16 protein-coding genes are annotated in these 16,690 nt (G+C 70.3%); 9 read left to right on the forward strand and 7 right to left on the reverse strand.

Annotated elements, in window-relative coordinates; all coding sequences use genetic code 11:
• The first annotated feature begins 44 nt into the window (after positions 1-44).
• On the forward strand, positions 45-1,370 hold the full coding sequence (locus HPO96_RS08380) for an FAD-dependent oxidoreductase (RefSeq protein WP_171672655.1): 1,326 nt from the start codon (positions 45-47) through the stop codon (positions 1,368-1,370).
• On the opposite strand, the gene HPO96_RS08385 is transcribed toward HPO96_RS08380, so the two are convergent.
• Positions 1,351-2,559, reverse strand: a complete 1,209-nt coding sequence (locus HPO96_RS08385) for an ROK family protein (protein WP_171672657.1) — start codon at positions 2,557-2,559, stop codon at positions 1,351-1,353. The two genes, HPO96_RS08380 and HPO96_RS08385, sit on opposite strands and share 20 nt — an antisense overlap.
• 41 nt (positions 2,560-2,600) lie before the next feature.
• On the opposite strand from HPO96_RS08385, the gene HPO96_RS08390 reads away from it, so the two are divergent.
• From HPO96_RS08390 to HPO96_RS08410, 5 genes are all read left to right on the forward strand, one after another.
• Positions 2,601-3,023 (forward strand): hypothetical protein, encoded by a 423-nt coding sequence (locus tag HPO96_RS08390; protein WP_171672659.1) that lies wholly within the window; start codon positions 2,601-2,603, stop codon positions 3,021-3,023.
• A 42-nt stretch (positions 3,024-3,065) separates the two neighbouring features.
• Positions 3,066-4,868 carry an ABC transporter ATP-binding protein gene (locus HPO96_RS08395; protein WP_337796557.1) on the forward strand — a complete coding sequence of 601 codons (1,803 nt, stop codon included), beginning with the start codon at positions 3,066-3,068 and terminating at the stop codon, positions 4,866-4,868.
• Complete coding sequence (locus HPO96_RS08400; protein ID WP_171672660.1) at positions 4,861-6,642, forward strand: ABC transporter ATP-binding protein; 1,782 nt, start codon at positions 4,861-4,863, stop codon at positions 6,640-6,642. The genes HPO96_RS08395 and HPO96_RS08400 overlap by 8 nt, the downstream gene beginning before the upstream one ends.
• A 98-nt stretch (positions 6,643-6,740) precedes the next feature.
• Entirely contained in the window at positions 6,741-7,235 is a 495-nt protein-coding gene (locus tag HPO96_RS08405; RefSeq protein ID WP_171672662.1) for a beta-class carbonic anhydrase, read from the forward strand.
• Positions 7,236-7,454: 219 nt separating this feature from the next.
• Positions 7,455-9,497, forward strand: a complete 2,043-nt coding sequence (locus tag HPO96_RS08410) for a HelD family protein (RefSeq protein ID WP_171672664.1) — start codon at positions 7,455-7,457, stop codon at positions 9,495-9,497.
• Here HPO96_RS08410 and HPO96_RS08415 read toward each other — a convergent pair.
• On the reverse strand, positions 9,494-10,399 hold the full coding sequence (locus tag HPO96_RS08415) for a DUF2797 domain-containing protein (RefSeq protein ID WP_171672665.1): 906 nt from the start codon (positions 10,397-10,399) through the stop codon (positions 9,494-9,496). The genes HPO96_RS08410 and HPO96_RS08415 overlap by 4 nt on opposite strands.
• A gap of 32 nt (positions 10,400-10,431) precedes the next feature.
• Complete coding sequence (locus HPO96_RS08420; protein WP_171672667.1) at positions 10,432-10,596, reverse strand: hypothetical protein; 165 nt, start codon at positions 10,594-10,596, stop codon at positions 10,432-10,434.
• Between the two features lie 217 nt (positions 10,597-10,813).
• Between HPO96_RS08420 and HPO96_RS08425 the strand changes: the two genes are divergently transcribed.
• Positions 10,814-10,984 (forward strand): hypothetical protein, encoded by a 171-nt coding sequence (locus HPO96_RS08425; RefSeq protein ID WP_171672668.1) that lies wholly within the window; start codon positions 10,814-10,816, stop codon positions 10,982-10,984.
• Here the strand turns inward: HPO96_RS08425 and HPO96_RS08430 are convergent.
• From HPO96_RS08430 to HPO96_RS39860, 3 genes are read right to left on the reverse strand one after another with little or no spacing between them, the layout of a single operon-like run.
• On the reverse strand, positions 10,953-11,405 hold the full coding sequence (locus HPO96_RS08430) for an SRPBCC family protein (protein WP_171672670.1): 453 nt from the start codon (positions 11,403-11,405) through the stop codon (positions 10,953-10,955). The genes HPO96_RS08425 and HPO96_RS08430 overlap by 32 nt on opposite strands.
• Before the next feature lie 11 nt (positions 11,406-11,416).
• On the reverse strand, positions 11,417-11,803 hold the full coding sequence (locus tag HPO96_RS08435; protein ID WP_171672672.1) for a VOC family protein: 387 nt from the start codon (positions 11,801-11,803) through the stop codon (positions 11,417-11,419).
• Positions 11,800-12,609, reverse strand: coding sequence for a cytochrome P450 (locus tag HPO96_RS39860; protein ID WP_202885826.1), 810 nt, complete (start codon positions 12,607-12,609; stop codon positions 11,800-11,802). Before HPO96_RS39860 ends, HPO96_RS08435 begins: the two co-directional genes overlap by 4 nt.
• Before the next feature lie 556 nt (positions 12,610-13,165).
• Here HPO96_RS39860 and HPO96_RS08445 point away from each other — a divergent pair.
• Positions 13,166-14,125, forward strand: coding sequence for a TIGR03557 family F420-dependent LLM class oxidoreductase (locus HPO96_RS08445; protein ID WP_171672674.1), 960 nt, complete (start codon positions 13,166-13,168; stop codon positions 14,123-14,125).
• A gap of 12 nt (positions 14,126-14,137) precedes the next feature.
• Positions 14,138-14,464 (forward strand): plasmid stabilization protein, encoded by a 327-nt coding sequence (locus tag HPO96_RS08450; RefSeq protein WP_171672675.1) that lies wholly within the window; start codon positions 14,138-14,140, stop codon positions 14,462-14,464.
• A 238-nt stretch (positions 14,465-14,702) separates the two neighbouring features.
• On the opposite strand, the gene HPO96_RS08455 is transcribed toward HPO96_RS08450, so the two are convergent.
• Entirely contained in the window at positions 14,703-16,634 is a 1,932-nt protein-coding gene (locus HPO96_RS08455; RefSeq protein WP_171672677.1) for a heparinase II/III domain-containing protein, read from the reverse strand.
• Between the last annotated feature and the right edge of the window lie 56 nt (positions 16,635-16,690).

Here is a 16,690-nt window from a genome sequence, read left to right on the forward strand (position 1 = left end):
TGTGCTGTCTTAGTGGTGAGAGTCTCAGTGAGATGGAGGCAGCGGTGCGCAGAATCGTGGTGGTCGGAGGCGGTTACGCCGGCTTCTACACGGCGTGGGGCCTGGAGAAGAAGCTGCGTCGCGGCGAGGCCGAGGTGGTGCTGATCGACCCGCGGCCGTACATGACGTACCAGCCGTTCCTCCCCGAAGTCCTGTCCGGTTCGGTCGAGGCGCGGCACGCTGCGATCTCGCTGCGCCGCAACCTGCGCCGGACACGGGTGATCTCGGGTGCGGTGACGAAGGTCGAGCACGCGCGTCGCACGGTCACCATCCAGCCGATGCAGGGGCCGGAGTACGAGCTGCCGTACGACGTGATCGCAGTCACCGCCGGCGCGATCACCCGGACGTTCGACCTACCCGGCGTCGCAGAGCACGCAATCGGGCTGAAACACGTCGAAGAGGCGGTGTGGGTCCGCGACCGGCTGCTGACCGCGTTCGACGAGGCCTCCGGTCTGCCGGCTGGGCCGGAACGCAAGCGGCTGCTGACGGTGACGTTCGTCGGCGCCGGGTTCGCCGGGGTGGAGGGCTTCGCGGAGCTGCTGTCGCTGGCCAACAGCCTGCTCAAGAAGTACCCGATGCTGACCCGCGACGATCTGTCGTTCCACCTCGTCGAGGCGACCAAGCGGATGCTTCCGGAGGTGACCGACGGGCCGCGGCGGTGGGTCGCGAACCTGCTCGAATCGCGCGGCGCGCACCTGCACCTGGAGACGACGATGGTGTCGGCCCGCGACGGCCACGTCATCCTGTCCGACGGAACGGAGTACGACTCCGACCTGATCGTGTGGACGGCGGGCAACGCGGCGACGCGGCTCGTCCGCGGGCACACCGACCTGCCGGTGACCGAGCGCGGCCTGATCCGCACCCGACCCGACCTGCGGGTCGGCACGGACGACGAGATCGTGCCGGACGCGTGGGCCGCCGGTGACGACGCCGCCATCCCCGACCTGGCCGTACCCGGTTCGCTGACGGTGCCGAACGCGCAGAACGCCGTCCGGCAAGGGCGGTTGCTCGCCAAGAACCTGCGCGCCGCGCTGCACGGCCGGGAGCCGAAGAAGTACCTGCACCACACCCTCGGCGCAGTCGCCACGCTCGGCCTGGGCACAGGCATCTTCCAGTTCCGCCGCCTGGTGATCAAGGGCGTGCTGGCCTGGCTGATGCACCGCGGCTACCACGTCCTCGCCGTCCCGACCTGGGACCGCAAAGTCCGGGTCCTCTTCGTCTGGCTCGCCGCGGCCCTCTACGGCCGCGACATCGTGTCCCTCGCCTCGGTCCAGCACCCGAGGGATGCGTTCGTCACCGAGGCTGATGCGGTTAGGCGCCGGGCACGGTGAGGAGGTCAGTGATGAAGGCGTCCAGGGCGAGGCGGGCGGCGCCGAGGGCTACTGAGTCGGCGCCCATGGTGGAGATGGCTACTTCGATCGGGACGAGGGTGTGTTTGGCGAGTTCGCGGCGGAAGGGCTCGGCGATGATCGCGCCACCGCGGGACATGCCGCCGCCGAGGATGATGACCTCTGGGTCGACGGCCAGTGCCAGTACGGCGGCGCCGCGGGCTAGGACCTCGGTGAAGGCGGTCAGCACCCGTTGACTCTCCGGGTCCTGCAGGGCGGCCGAGGCGATCACCAGTTCGCCTTCCGAGCCTGGTGCGATGCCCTGGGCGGCGGCGAGCTCGCTGCCGCGGCGGTGCAGGTCGTCGACGGCTTGGGCCCAGCCCAGCATCGGTAGCGTGCCGATCTCGCCGGCTACGCCGTGCCGGCCCTGGTGAACCTCGCCGTTGATGAGGACGCCGGCACCGGCCCGGTGCCCGGCGAACATGTAGACGACGTCGCGGTACTGCTGTGCTGCGCCTTTCCAGTGCTCGGCGAGTGCTGCGAGTTTGACGTCGTTCGCGACTGTCACTGGTCGGCCGAGGCCCTCCGCGAGTACTGCGGGTACGTCGACCTCGGTGAAGCCCGGTAGCGAGTAGACGGTCAGATCGGAGCCGACCGGGCCCTGGCGGACGTCCTGCACCCGGTCGGACACCCGCAGTGCACCGGTGACGCCGCAGGCGATGCCGATGATGTCTTCCGGGACGAGGTGCGTCTTGCGCCAGATGTGCTGGACGGCGTCGGTCACGATCCGCAGCCGCTCGTCAGCGGTCGACTCCGGGTCCAGCTCGACGCGGTGCCTCGCGAGCGTGTTCCCACGCAGATCGGTGACCACTGTCATCGTCTTGTGCGCGCCGATATCGATTCCGGTCGTATAACCCGCAGACGCGCGAAACCGGAACTGGCGCGCCGGCCGGCCCGGTGTGCGACCAGCACCGGCCTGTCGGCGTGCCGTGGTCTCCTCTACCCAGCCCTCGGCCAGCAGGTCGGTCAGCAGCTCCTCGGCGGTTGGCCGGGAGACGCCGACGGCGTCCCGCAACTCGCGTGGTGTCAGCGCTTCGGCGTCCAGGAATGCCTGCAGGGCCGCAGCGCGGTTCAGCCTGCGGAGCAGGGACGAGTCCCCGGACCGTCCACCGTCAGCTCGGTCGGATTGCATGGGCAGATCATCGCTGATGACCGCTGCGCTAGCGTGAAGGCGTGGCGGACGAAGAGAGTTGGCGGGAGCGGCGACGTGCGGCGTCCGTGGAACAGGCAGCGGCGCTGGAGCGGCGTAAGGCGGCCGAATCGGCGCAGGCGCGGGAGCTGTTGGTCGCGTTCGTCCAGGAGTTGGGGGAGCGCGGCGTCGCGCCGGAGCCGCTGCGGGCACAGGTGATCGGGACCGGGACGAGCTACCGGACCGGCCTGACGGGGTGGTACCTGCGTCGCAACCGCTCGGTGGCGGTCGATGCCGAGGCCAACTTCTACATTCTCGGGACGTCGAACAGTCTCGCAGCCCGGCTGACCGGCGTCCGGATCCTGCCGTCGGATCCGCCGCTCGTGGTCGGCCAAGGCGGCCGGGACGGCGAGTCGATCAAGCTCGCGGATCTGCTGGACATGCGGCGGAACGAGCTTCTCCGGTAACTCGGATGCGTTTTGTCGGCGGGCCCGGTTACGGTCTGTCGGGTGCTGACTCTGCTGAGGTACGGGATGCGGATCGCGCCGTTCGCGGCGGCGTCGACCGTCGGCCTCGCCGTGCTCGGCTCACTGCTCGGCATGGCGGTCACGTTGCTCACCGGGCAGGTGGTCGGCGCCGTGCCCGGCATCGTCGGCGACGCTCCGGGCGCGATGTCGTTGTGGGCGTTCGGCTGGTTGCTCGCGGCCTTGCTGACAGTGTTCGTACTCGACAGTCTGCAGCCCGCCTTGCACCGGGTGGCCGAGATGGTTCTGGAGGCCGCGGTCGTCCGCGAGATCGGGATCGGGATCACCGAACCGCTGCTCCGGCCGCTCCGGATCGAGCACCTCGAGGACGGCGAGGTCCTCGACGTGCAGGAGCGGGCCAAGGGCAAGGGCGGATTCCACCTGGCCCAGGGGATGGGCCAGCTGCCCTGGGTGCTCGCCGCGCGGATCACGATGATCGGCTCGGCGGTGATCGTCGGCGTCATGTTCTCCTGGGCGGTGGCGGCGTTGCTGGTCGGCGTTACCTTGCTGCTGGAGTGGCATCAGGGCCGGATGATCGAGCGCGAGATCGACGTCTGGTGGGGCAACACCGAGGAGCAGCGGCGGGCCAACTACGTCTTCGACCTCGGCATGCGCGACGCCCCGAAGGAGCTGCGCGTCTTCGGCCTGCACGACTGGCTGGTCCGGCGCTACACGCAGGAGTGGGCGGCCGGCTTCCGGGCCGTCTGGGCGCGCCGCGGCCGCAACGTCGGCTGGTCGGTGGTGATGGGGCTGGCGCGGCTGGCCGCCGACGGGTTCGCGATCCTGCTGGTCGGGCGGGCCGCGCTGGCCGGTGAGCTGCCGATCGCCCAGGTCGCCACGACGATCCCCGCGATCCTCGCGATCGGGGTCGCCGGCAGCGGGTACGGCATCGTCCAGATCCGGCGCGGGCTGTCGGCGTACCGGGCGATGGTCGCATTGCCGGAGACGATCGCCACTCGTCATCCGGAGTCCGCGGCCGGTGGATCGCATCGGGTCGAGACGATGCCGGTGCGGGAGATCCGCTTCGAGCAGGTGACGTTTCGCTACCCGGGCGCGGAGACGGACGTGCTGCGCGGGCTCGACCTGACGATCCGGGCGCGGGAGGCGCTGGCGCTGGTCGGCGTGAACGGCGCGGGCAAGTCGACGCTGGTGAAGCTCCTCGGTGGCGTGTACCGGCCGACGTCCGGGCGGATCACCGTCGACGGCGTCGATCTCGCGGAGCTCGACCTGGCGGTCTGGCAGCGGCGGATCGCGGCCATCGTGCAGGACTTCCTGCGCTTCCCGCTGCCGGCCGACGACAACGTGCGGTTCGGCGCGATCGAGCGGGCCGGTGACGACGGCGTCCGGGCCCGGGTGGCCCGGGAGGCCGGGATCGCGGAGCTGGTCCGCGAGCTGCCCGCCGGTTGGGAAACCGTGCTGGACAAGGCCTTCGAGGGCGGTGTGGATCTGTCCGGCGGTGAGTGGCAGCGGTTCGCGCTGGCCCGCGCGCTGTACGCCGTCCACGGCGGCGCCGGCGTCCTGGTGCTCGACGAGCCGGCCGCGGCGCTCGACGTCCGGGCCGAGATCGAGCTGGTCGAGCGCTATCTCGAGCTGACCGCCGGGGTCGCGTCGCTGATCATCTCGCACCGGTTCTCCGTCGTCCGGAATGCCGATCGGATCTGTGTGCTCGCCGATGGGCGGATCGTCGAGGACGGGACCCATGATCAACTGCTCGCGGCCGACGGCGCGTACGCGAAGATGTTCCGGCTGCAGGCCGAGCGGTATGTGAGCGGAGCGGCCGATGCGTAGCCTGCGGATCGGGGCGCTGTGGGTGTCGACGTCGTTCCGGGCAGCGCCGCTGCTGATGGTGATCGCGACCGTGCTGGTCGCGTTGCGGGCGGTGGCCGCGCCGGCGCAGACCTTCGGGATCAGCTTGCTCGTCGAAGGGCTGACCGCGGATCGGTCGGCCACGATCACGGCCGGGATCGCGATCATCGTCGGCGGGCTCGCGGTCTCGTTCCTCGGCGATGTGGTGGCCTGGCCGGTGCAGGTGACCGCGGAGGAGCGGATGGCGGGTCGTGTCCACGCGGACCTGCTGGACGTGACGACCGGCATCCCCGGCCTGACGCAGCACGAGCGGGCCGATGTCTCCGACCGGCTGGAGTTCGTGCGGGAGCGCGCGTGGAAGATGGGCGTCGGCTCCGAGGTGTTGCTCTGGCTGTTCGGGACTGTCACCAACACGGTGACAGTGCTCAGTCTGCTCGGGTCCGTGCATCCGGTGCTGTTGCTGCTGCCGCTGCTCGGGATGTCGCGGGTCTGGTCGGCGTACCAGGGCAACATGCGCGAGCAGCAGGCGCATGAGGACACGATGCCGCAAGAGCGCTTGGCCGATCGGCTGATTGAGATCGCCAAAGATCCGCGGACGGGGCTGGAGGTGCGGGTCTTCGGGCTGCGGCGGGTGCTGCTCGAGCGGATCACCGCGCTGCAGGCGGAGCGATTCCGCTTGCTGGTCGCCGCGGCCCGCTGGAGCGGCAAGGTGGACGGCGGGGTCCGGTTGCTGTTCGGCCTGCTGTACGCCGCTGCCGTCGTGTGGATCGTGATTCGCGCGCGGAACGGGCAGCAGACGGCCGGTGATGTGGTGCTTGTGCTGCTGCTCGCGCCGCAGGTCGATCAGATGACCGGCGGCATCGCGCAGAACGTGTACTGGATCGGCGAGGTCGTGCGCAGCTTCAGCCGGTACGACTGGCTGCGGGAGTACGCGAAGGCGAACTCGTGGCGGCGGAGCAGGACGCCGGCGCCGCGCCGGCTGACCACCGGGATCGAGCTCCGCGACGTCGGTTTCGCCTACCCCGGCGCGGAGTCGGCCGTCCTCAGCGGCGTGAACCTGACCGTCCCGGCCGGGTCGGCGGTCGCGCTGGTGGGGGAGAACGGTGCGGGGAAGACGACGCTGGTGAAGCTGCTGGCCCGGATGTACGACCCGACGAGCGGGCAGATCCTGGTCGACGGCGTGGACCTCTCGACGATCGAGCCCGGCAGCTGGCGCGCGGGGATGGCGGCCGGTTTCCAGGACTTCGTGAAATTCGAGCTGATCGCGCGCGAAGTGGTCGGGATCGGCGACGTCGGCCGGATGGGCGACGTGACCGCCGTCCAGGCTGCGGTACGGCGTGGCGGCGCGGAGTCCGTCGTCGCCGGGTTGCCGCGTGGGTTGGATACCCAACTGGGCAAGAAGTTCACCGACGGCGTCGAGCTGTCGGGCGGGCAGTGGCAGCGGTTCGCGCTGGCGCGGGCCTTCATGCGCGAGAAACCGATGTTGCTGCTGCTCGACGAGCCGACGGCGGCGCTCGATCCGGAGGCGGAGCACCGGCTCTACGAGCAGTACGCGACCGCGGCCCGCGACGCGGCGGCCGAGACCGGCGGGATCACCGTGCTGGTCTCGCACCGGTTCTCGACTGTGCGGATGGCGGATCTGATCGTCGTCATGCACCACGGCCGGATCGAGGAGGTCGGCAGCCACGAGGAGCTGCTCGCGGCCGGCGGCCGGTACGCCGAGCTGTTCGAGCTCCAGGCCCGCGCCTACCGCTGACCCGGCGGGCCTGGCGTCCACCTGGTGGGACGCGATCACGGTACGACGCGGAAAAGCTACTGTTCAGATCAACTTACTCGACTTATCTGGAGGGTCCGATGAGTGTCACCGACGAGCTCCTGGCCAACGCCGAGCGCTACGCGGAGAGCTTCGACAAGGGCGAGTTGCCGCTGCCCCCGGCCAAGCGGGTGGCCGTGGTCGCCTGTATGGACGCCCGCCTGAACCCGTACGGCCTGCTCGGCCTGTCCGAGGGTGACGCGCACGTCATCCGCAACGCCGGCGGGGTGATCACCGCCGACGAGCGGCGCAGCCTGGCGATCAGCCAGCGCCTGCTCGGCACCCAGGAGATCATCCTGATCCACCACACCGACTGCGGCATGCTGACCTTCACCGACGACGAGTTCAAGGCGTCCATCCAGGCCGACACCGGCCTCAAGCCGGACTGGTCGGCCGAGGCCTTCCCCGACCTCGACGCCGACGTCCGGCAGTCGATCGGCCGGATCGCCGCCGACCCGTTCATCCCGAACAAGACGTCCGTCCGCGGTTTCGTCTACGACGTGGCCAAGGGCAGCCTGCGGGAGGTCACCGACTGAGCCGAGCGCGATCGCTGCGCAGAATCGTTGTGCAGGCAGGAGAATTTAATCGGTGGCAGCCACCCGGTCGCGCTGGTAGCGTCGTGCGCCTGTCTTTCCGGGTGGCTTGCAGTTGTACGTGAAGGATCGAATCGAACCGGGCGCCGGCCCGGGGCGGGACCTTTGGTCGTCGCCCGTCGGTCCGTTCGTTCCCTCCTTCGCGAAACGAGGTATGCCGTCATGGCCGAAGCCCCCACCGGAGCCGCCGAACTCACCGCCGAACGCGCCTTTCTGACCGGGGCGCACGCGTCCCTGCGCCGGATGTACGCCGACGTCCTGGGCCGCGAGATCCCGGTGATCGGCGGTGAGGACAACGACGAGCGGTTCACCAACGAGGCCAGCCAGCGCGCCTACGAGCAGCGGACGAAGGCGCTCGTCGACCTGCCCGACGTCCCGCTGTTCTTCGGCCGGCTGGACTACGAGCACGGCGCGATCGAGGGGATCGACCGGATCTACATCGGTCGCCGGCATGTCCACGACGGCAGCGGCGAGCCGATCGTCATCGACTGGCGGGCGCCGGTCTCGGTGCCGTTCTACCGGGCGACGCAGTCCGACCGGCAGCGGGTGCTGCTGCGCCGCCGGTACGGCTTCTCCGACAGCGCCGAGCTGACCGGTTTCGAGGACGAGCCGCTGACCGGTCCGGTCGGCGGCGAACAGGGCGATGCGTTTCTGCGGGCCGAGATCGAGCGGCCGCGCACCGGCCCGATGCGCGATATCGTCGCCACCATCCAGCCCGAGCAGGATGATCTGGTCCGGGCGCCGCTCAGCCCTTCGGTCTGCGTCCAAGGCGCGCCCGGCACCGGCAAGACTGCCGTCGGTCTGCATCGCGTCGCCTACCTGCTCTACACCGAGCGCGAGCGGCTGAGCCGGGGCGGCGTCGTGATCGTCGGGCCGAACAGCTCTTTCCTGGCCTACATCCGCAAGGTGTTGCCGGCCCTCGGCGAGGTTGACGTCCGGCAGATCACGATCGACGAGCTGATCACGCACCCGATCCAGGTCACCGACAGCCTGGAGACGGCGCGGGTGAAGGGCGACGAGCGGATGCCCGCCCTGCTCGGCCGGGCACTCTGGTCGTTCATCGGGACGCCGGCCGAGGGTGTCCTGTACAGCAAGGGCGCGCAGCGATTCCGGGTGCATGACTACGAGGCCCAGGAGATCGTCGCGGCGCTGAAGGGCAGCTCGGGGTACGCCGCCGGTCGCAACGCGCTTGCTCAGCGACTGGCGCACGCCGTCCTGGTGCTGATGGAGCAGCGCGGCGACTCGCCGGACGATCGCGTGCAGAACGCCGTCGCGCGGTCGAAGCCGGTGATGGCGCTGGTGAACTCGGTCTGGCCGAAGGTGACGCCGGAGCAGGTGCTGCACCGCCTGCTCGCTGATGCAGAGTTCCTGGCTGAGGTCGCCGGTGACGAGCTGACCAAGGAGGAGCAGACCGCGCTGCTGTGGGCCAAGCCGCCGCGCTCCTGGAAGAGCGCGAAGTGGTCGGCCGCGGATACACCGCTGCTCGACGAGCTGGACGACCTCATCGAGCGGAAGCCCGGCTCACTCGGCCACCTCGTGCTCGACGAGGCGCAAGACCTGTCCGCGATGCAGCTGCGTGCGCTCGGACGCCGATGCCGGATCGGCTCGGCGACCGTGCTCGGCGATATCGCGCAGGCGACGACGCCGTGGGCCGCCGGCTCATGGCACCGGGTGCTGCGGCACCTCGACAAGTCGGACGGCGTAGTGGCCGAGCTGGATCGCGGATTCCGGGTGCCGGAGCAGATCATCAGCTTCGCGGCGAAGCTGCTGCCGGAGATCGCGCCGACGCTGTCCGTGCCGACCGGCGTCCGTACGGTCGCCGATGCGTTGTCCGTCGTCCAGACCGAGGCCGTTGGCGCGGCGGTGATCGATGCGTGCCGGGCGGCGCTGGCGGGGGAGGGATCGGTGGCGGTGATCGCGGCCGATGCGCAGATCGGCGCGCTGCGCGACGAGCTGGTCGCGGCGGGGTTGTCGGTCGCGCTGCTGGGTGAGGTCGAGGATGCGATGGAGAACGGGCGGCTGATCGCCGTACCGGCCACGCTGGCGAAAGGCCTGGAGTTCGACACGGTCGTCGTCGCCGACCCGGCCCAGATCGTCGCCGCCGAGCCGCGCGGGCTGCACCGGCTGTACGTCGTCCTGACCCGGGCCGTCAGCCGGCTGCACCTCGTCCACGCCGAGCCACTACCGGCCGCGCTCGCCGGCTAGAAGAGGGCATCCTGCTGCACCTCAGGCACCGGTACGGCGATCGGCGTGGTCGCGGCGGTGAAGACGGCGGCCGGGTCGAGCATCACCAGCTCCCACCCGGCCAGCAGCTGGGTGTCGACGAGCGTCAGGCCTTCTGGTGTGTCCAGGTAGAGGTCGCGGCCGATGTGGCAGCTGAGCCGGCCCGAGACCACGCCGTACGAGTCGAGCGGGGCGAGGGCTTGGAGCGGCTGGACGCCGGTCGATGCGAGCCCGTACGTCGGGGTGTGGTCGGTGACCTCGGTCGGACGGCGCTCCTGACCGTCCGGCCAGTCGAGGTCAACAGTCTGTTCGGCGAGGGCCTGCAGCTCGGCGGCGCGCTCGGCAGCCGATGGGGGAGCGAGGCGAGCGGCGCGCTTGACCGGTGAGTTGACGCGGTCCGTCGTCCCGAAGGCCGAGCTGAACAGCCGCTCGACCCGGCGGGCCGCGGCCAGCGAGCCGGTGGACAGGACGGTCGAGCTGAGCGCGCCCTGCTCGAGCAGGCGGGCCGGGCCGCGGTCGACGGCGGTGATCCCGACCTTGAGGCGGCTGCCGTGGTGAGCGAGGTACACGGCGAACTCGCGCGGGTCGTCCATCCGGGTGTCGGCGGCGATCGAGTTGGAGCGGTCGAGCGTCTGGCAGTCCGGACAGAGCGGACCGTGTGCGTGCGCGGGTAGTGCGACAGCGGTCGGGCAGCCGAGGCGGCGTCCGTGCCGGAAGATCCCCAGGCACTCGCGACCAGGGCCGACAGTCATCGCCAGCTGCGCACCGAGGCGGATCGGGCTCCGCTGCGAGCCGTCAGGCGTCGACCACTCGAACTGCGGCACGCCGTCGTTCCACACGAGCCCGGACAAGCGTGCACCGTCGGTCAGCATCGCATCACTCATGGGCGCCGACTGTAGACGACGGCGCCGACAAATCAGCTCAGCTCCTCCGGCGGCGCGTGCTGCTCACCGCAGTACCCGCACTTGTGCGGCAACGCGTGCCCATGCCCCTGGCGACACACATGCGACCGCCCACCCACCGCCCACGCAAACCGGCACACCTGACCGGCCTCCACCGGCGTCCCACTCTCGTGGCTCATCAGCGCACATCCCATCGCTCGCTCAACCGTTCCTGTCCCTGAGACGCACCCCGCACTGATTCATGACGCCACCCCACCCCCCGAAGTTGACGCCCCCACGACACAATTGACCGAAATCTGATGAATTACGGCCATCCCACCGGGGTACCGGCCGGTCGCGTCGTCCAACAGTGGGCGCGCTCCCAAGGAGCTGCACCCAACCCCCACGGAGGACGCCATGCCCGCAGTCGGCGGTATCGACACCTACTACGACTACAACCAGCGCCGCTGGATGTACCGCCGCCTCGGCGGCGGCCCCGTCCACACCCAACACCTCACCCCGCCGAAACCGGACCCGGAACCGGCCAAGAAGCCCGCTAAGCGGAAGGCCGTTCGAGAGCGGACTTGATCCGCTCCAGCACCCGCCCGAGCTCTTCGTCGATCTCGGCGTACGGCGCGTGCTCGGTGTCGAGGCGGACGGTCAGCCGCGAGGTCCCGTCTGCCACGAACTCCACGTCCAGCTCACCGTGGTAGTCGTGATCGCCCGGCGCGCCCCACCGCAGCCGCCGTTGCTCCTCGATCACATCGATCCACGCCTCGCCGCGCACGCTCTGTCCCTCCGCGAGCTCGGCGGTCACCTCGACCTCCTCGTGCACAGGTTGCAGTGGCCTGCGGGCCTCCATTCCCTGCGCCTCGGCGGGCCGGGGCGCGACCCGGTGGATGCCGGTCAGGCGGGGTAGGTACTGCGGGAGCCGGTCGAGGTCCGAGAGGTGCTCGAACAGGATGTTCGGGGCGACGTCGACCGTCGTCCAGGCTTCGTGGTGTGCCATGTCGTCTCCTTCTACTGCACGTCGATGACGCAGAACTCGTTGCCTTCGGGGTCGCGGAGGACGACGAACTCGTGTTCGGCGGGGTACGGCCAGCTGTCGGGTTTGGTGGCGCCCAGGGCCAGCAGGCGTTCGATGTGGTGATCGCGGTCGGCGGTGTAGAGGTCGAGGTGGACGGGCGTGGGCTGGTCGGGGATTTCGTCGGCGCGCTGGAGCAGGACGGTCGGGCCGGTGCCGGCGGGGTCCTTGAGGTGGGCGAACTGGTCGTGGTCGCCGATGCGCTCCGGGCGCTGGTAGCCGAGCGCTGCGCACCAGAAGTCGGCGGCGCGGTCCAGGTCGGTGGCGTTGACGCAGACGGTGGCCAGGCGGAGGTCGCCGACGGCGGCGGGGCGAGCGGTCATGGCTTTCTCCAGAAGGCTAGGCGCGGGGTGGTGTGGTCGAAGGTCTTGGGCATCGGGTCGGCGAGCAGTTCGCGGGTTCGCGGGTCGAGGTCGAGGGTGTTGTGGTCGGCGAGGTGGCTGAGGGCGCTGCTGGTGGTGAGCAGGACGACGTTCTCGCCAGGGCAGCGGGCCGGGCCGGCGCTGAACGGGATGATCGGCCAGTCGCGTTCGGTCCGGCCGTCGAGCCAGACATCAGGGTCGAAGGCGTCGGCGAAGTCGAGGGCTTCGTCGTCCCGGTGGAAGACCGAGCTGACGACGGCGAACTCGGTGCCCGCGGGCAGCGTCCGTCCGCGCCATTCGGTCGGACGGCGGGACTCGCGCAGGACGACGAGCGTGGTCGGCCAGAGCCGGAGTGACTCCTGGACGGCGCCACCGGCGACGGCGAGCAGCGGTGAAGTCTCCGGGTGCCGGGCCTCGGCCGTGATCCGCTCGAAAGGGCCGGGCGGGTGGCGAGGACGGCGAGTGCGCGCCAGACGGCGATGCCGGCCGCGTCGAACGCGAACAACCAGTGCGGAGCCTGGTCGGCCAGGCCGTCGGCGGGCGGCGACATCGCGATCAGACTGCCGGGTTCGGCGGCTTCGGCGTACCGGTCGAGGCGTGCGGCGAAGCTGCGGCGGACGGCGGGCCGCCGGGGCGCGAACTCGGCCCAGTTGGCGGCCGATCGGAGTCTGTCCAGTTCGGCGGTCAGCGCGGTGTCGTCGCGGGCGGAGTCGCCGAGCACGATCCGCCGGACGATCCGAGACCAGACCGCGCGGAAGTCGGTCCAGCCGATGGTGCCGATCAGCTGGCTGAGCTCCTCGTGGATCACGGCCCGCATCCGGGCAGCGTGCTGGTGGACCGGCTGGTGGGTTTCGAGGGCCTGCTCGTTGAGGTCACGGCGTGGCGCCCGGAGCGGGGGATCGGTGATGAGAACGGCATGTGGCTGGAAATGCCGCAGCGCGCCGACCTTCTCGGTGGTCGCCGCGGAGAACGGTTCGGGCGTCATCGCCAGCACGCGCTGAACATCCTCCGGCGCGGTGACCAGGGCGACAATCCGGCCCGCGATCCGGAGCGGAACTGGGCCTTCGGCGTACCGGGTGCGCAGCCGCCGGACTTCGCGCAGGGCCCGCGCGTCCACCTGCAGCCGCTCCGCGAGGCGCATCAGCCGCGGCCGGCGCAGGATGGCGCCGCGGGCGACCACCGGCAGCAGTACGTCGCCGATCGCACGGCTGGTGTCGAGCAGGGACGCGCTGGGCATGGGCTGCGGCATGGTCGGCCGGTGCCCGGCACAGGGGCACCGAAACGGCTGGTTTGCCGGGCTTGCGACGCGGTAACCGGGGCGGCATGAAGCTGGGATTCAAACTGATCGCGGAGGCGTACGGGCCGCTGGAGATCGTCGACCAGGCGGTCCGGGCGGAGGCGGCGGGGTTCGACTTCGTCGAGGTCAGCGATCATTTTCATCCGTGGGTCGGGGAGCACGAGCACTCGGGGTTCGCGTTCTCGATGCTGGCGGCGATTGCGGCCAAGACGTCGGAGATCGGGCTGGCGACCGGGGTGACGTGTCCGTTCATCAGGTATCACCCAGCGGTGGTGGCGCAGGCCGCGGCAACCACGGCGATCCTGTCCGGCGGGCGGTTCACGCTGGGGCTCGGGTCGGGGGAGCGGCTGAACGAGCATGTGGTGGGCGCCGGGTGGCCGGCGGTGACGACTCGGCACGAGATGTTGCGCGAGGCGATCGAGATCATCCGGCTGCTGTGGAGCGGCGGTTACCACTCGTACGACGGGAAACATCTGAAACTCGAGGACGCGCGCATGTTCGACCTACCCGGCGTGCTGCCGGAGATCGCGGTGGCGGCGGGTGGTCCGGCGGCGGCGCGGATCGCGGGTGAGTTGGGCGATGCGTTGTTCGTGACCGAGCCGAAGGACGACCTGATCGCGGCGTACCGGGAGTCGGGCGGGCTCGGGCCGGCGTACGCCGAGGTGCCACTCGCGTGGGCGCCGTCGGAGGACGAGGCTGCGGAGTCGGCCCGGCGGTTGTTCCGGTTCGGCGTGACCGGGTGGAAGGTGCAGGCCGAGTTGCCGAACCCGGTGAACTTCGATGCCGCGACCACCCTGGTGACGGCCGGCCACATGCGCGAGCAGTTCGGCTGTGGGCCGGATGTGGCGCGGCATGTCGAGGTGGCGCGGCAGTTCACCGACGCCGGGTACGACCGGCTCGCGCTGATCAACGCCGGTCCGGACATGGACGGCTTCTTCGACTTCTTCGCCAAGGAACTGGCTCCGGAACTTCGTCAGGCTGATTGAGAGGAACGTGCCATGCCCGCTGGGTCGAGCAAGAAACGGGAACGGCAGTACCAGCACATCAAGGCTGGGCTGAAGAAGAGTGGGCGGAGTGAGGACACCGCGGAGGAGATCGCGGCGCGGACGGTGAACAAGGAGCGCGCGCGGGCGGGGGAGTCGAAGGAGGCGAGCCGGAGCTCGACCGACGACATCTCCTCCGGCCGTCGCGGCGGGCTGCGCTCGTACTCCGGGCCGGGCGGCCGCACGAAGGAGCAGCTTTACAACGAGGCCAAGCACAAGAACATCAAGGGCCGCTCGAAGATGACCAAGGCCGAGCTGGAGCGGGCGGTCGGGCGCGGGTAGGTGCGACGCGTACGACAGGAGGTAGTTGCCGGTGGCGGCGGCTCGGTCGGCGTGCACGACCGTGCGGCGGGGTGCCGACCGGGCACTACCTCCTGTCCTTGGTGCGGTGATCAGAAGTCGCGGTTGCGCATGGGGCGTCCTTTCGTCCAGGGGTGGAGCTATCCGATCCGGTTGCGGCGATGTGGGCAATCGGTTCGACCCTGGGCGAAGAGGTGTTGCCGGATAGAGGCCGGGGGTGTTAGTTGAGGCGGGTCAGGCGGCCGAAAGGGGCGACCTTGACGGTGACCTTGCGGGTGCCGACGGCCAGGTCGACGAGGGTGGCGGTGCCGGTGGTCCGGGTCGTGTAGGTGACCTTCTCGGCCTCTTTGGACGGGATGATCAGCGACAGGATGCGGACGCTCTGGCCGGTGCGGGTGAACTTGACGACCGGAGCCGGGACGGGGTTGAAGATGGTCGGGGCGAACCAGCCCTGGGCCGGGTTCGAGCGACCCTCCTCGACCGTGGTGGAGCCGGCCGGGATGGCACCGTCCAGAGGGATCTGGATCAGGTGCGTCTTCATCCCCGAGCGCGGCTGCCGGGCGACCGCGACGCCGTTCGCGTCGACGGTGACCTGGTGGCCGGGCGGCAGATGCCAGAGCGTCTCGTAGCGCTGCGTCGTGCCGGACTGGCCGCGGTCGAGCGCGATCACCAGATCCGGGTCCTTGAGGACCAGGACGTCGCGGCTGCGGTCGACGCCCTCGGCGGGCTGGTCGTTGAGCTCGTAGTAGTCCGAGTTCGGGGTGCTGACCGCGCCGACCAGCTTGGTCTTCGCGTTCCGGCTCTTCGCGGTCGGGATCGTCATCACGTTGTGGGCGTACTGCGTCCGCGCCCACTCCTGCTTCTCGTTCTTCCGGTAGCCGAGATACCCCGGGTCGATCAGAACGTCGCGCCCGTGCCAGTTGTACGTGATCGCCGTGTGGTCTTCGTGCCCGTGGTACGCCCGCGGGAACCCGAACCGGATGCTGTACGACGACTCCTGCCCGAACGGCCGGTTGTCGCCCCACCCCGTCCGCCCGAAGATGTACCCGGCCCGGTAGATCCCGGTCCGCTTGGCCGGTTTCGTGCCCTTCTTGCCCTGGGACGCGACGAACTCCAGCGGCGTGCCAGGGGCGGTCTCGGTCTTCTGCTTGTTGGTGTTGCCGATCTGGTGCAGCTCGCCGTTCGCCTTGGTCGCGAGCGCCAGCCAGAGCGCCAGCTTCTCGCGGCGCCGGTCGATCTCCGGGCCCGGCTCGGTCTTACAGGCCCGCAGCACCTCCGCCGCCCGCCCCCAGAGCCGGTAGTTGAACGACGCGTACCCGACGGACTGCTCGTTGGTCGTGCCCTCGTCGTCGATCGCGTGCACGACGGCCTCGTTCAGCCGCTTGACGGCGAGCTCCTTCAGATCGGCCCGGTTGTAGGTGCACCCGATGCCGAACAGCGCAATGCTCTCGTCGGTGCCGTGGTTGCGGATCCCGCTCCAGTGCTCGGTCATGAACTTCGCGTGGTCGTTCAGCGCGGTGTCCAGCCACTTGTGCTGCGCCGGCAGCGTCTTGGCCTTCAGCGCCTTGAGCGTCGTCTGCCGGATGCAGATCAGCACGTTCGTCCGGTGCATCGTCGACTCGGTCGCGCTCGCGCCCTGCCAGGGGTACGGGTTGTCGCGGACCCAGTCCTTGGCGATGGCCAGCGTCTTGTCCAGCGCCCGCTTGTTCCCGCGGTCGGCGCCGTAGACGCCGTTGCCGAGCCAGCGCAGCGAATGCAGCCACAGGTGCCAGCTCGGGTCCTTGTACGGGTCGGCGTCCCAGCGGATGTTGCCCTTGCCGTCACCGACCTTGGCCGGCGGGTGGTTGCCCCAGGCAAATGTCTCGTCGAGGACCAGGGGCAGCGGGACCTTGGTCTGGATCCCGCTGAACCCCGGGCACGCGTACCCCGTGGTGGATGGCCCGCGGCGCGGCGCGCGGGTGGCCGGCGACGGCGGTCCGGCCGGCGCCGCGGTCGCGGTCGCCGGACCCGGCTCCAGGGTGCCCAAAGGGGCAGTCTGCAACCGCTCCTTGGGCAGCAGGAAGTACGCCGCACCCGCGAGCGCCACCCCGCACACCAGCAGACATCCGAGCAGCAGCCCCACCGCGCTCTTGGCCCGTCGCCGTCCTTGCACCCCAGCCTCCTCTGTCCCGCCCCGGTAAAGACCAAGACGCGCAGAAGCGGTCACTT

The sequence above is a fragment of the Kribbella sandramycini genome (genome assembly GCF_013131805.1).
GTDB classification, from domain to species: Bacteria; Actinomycetota; Actinomycetes; order Propionibacteriales; family Kribbellaceae; genus Kribbella; species Kribbella sandramycini.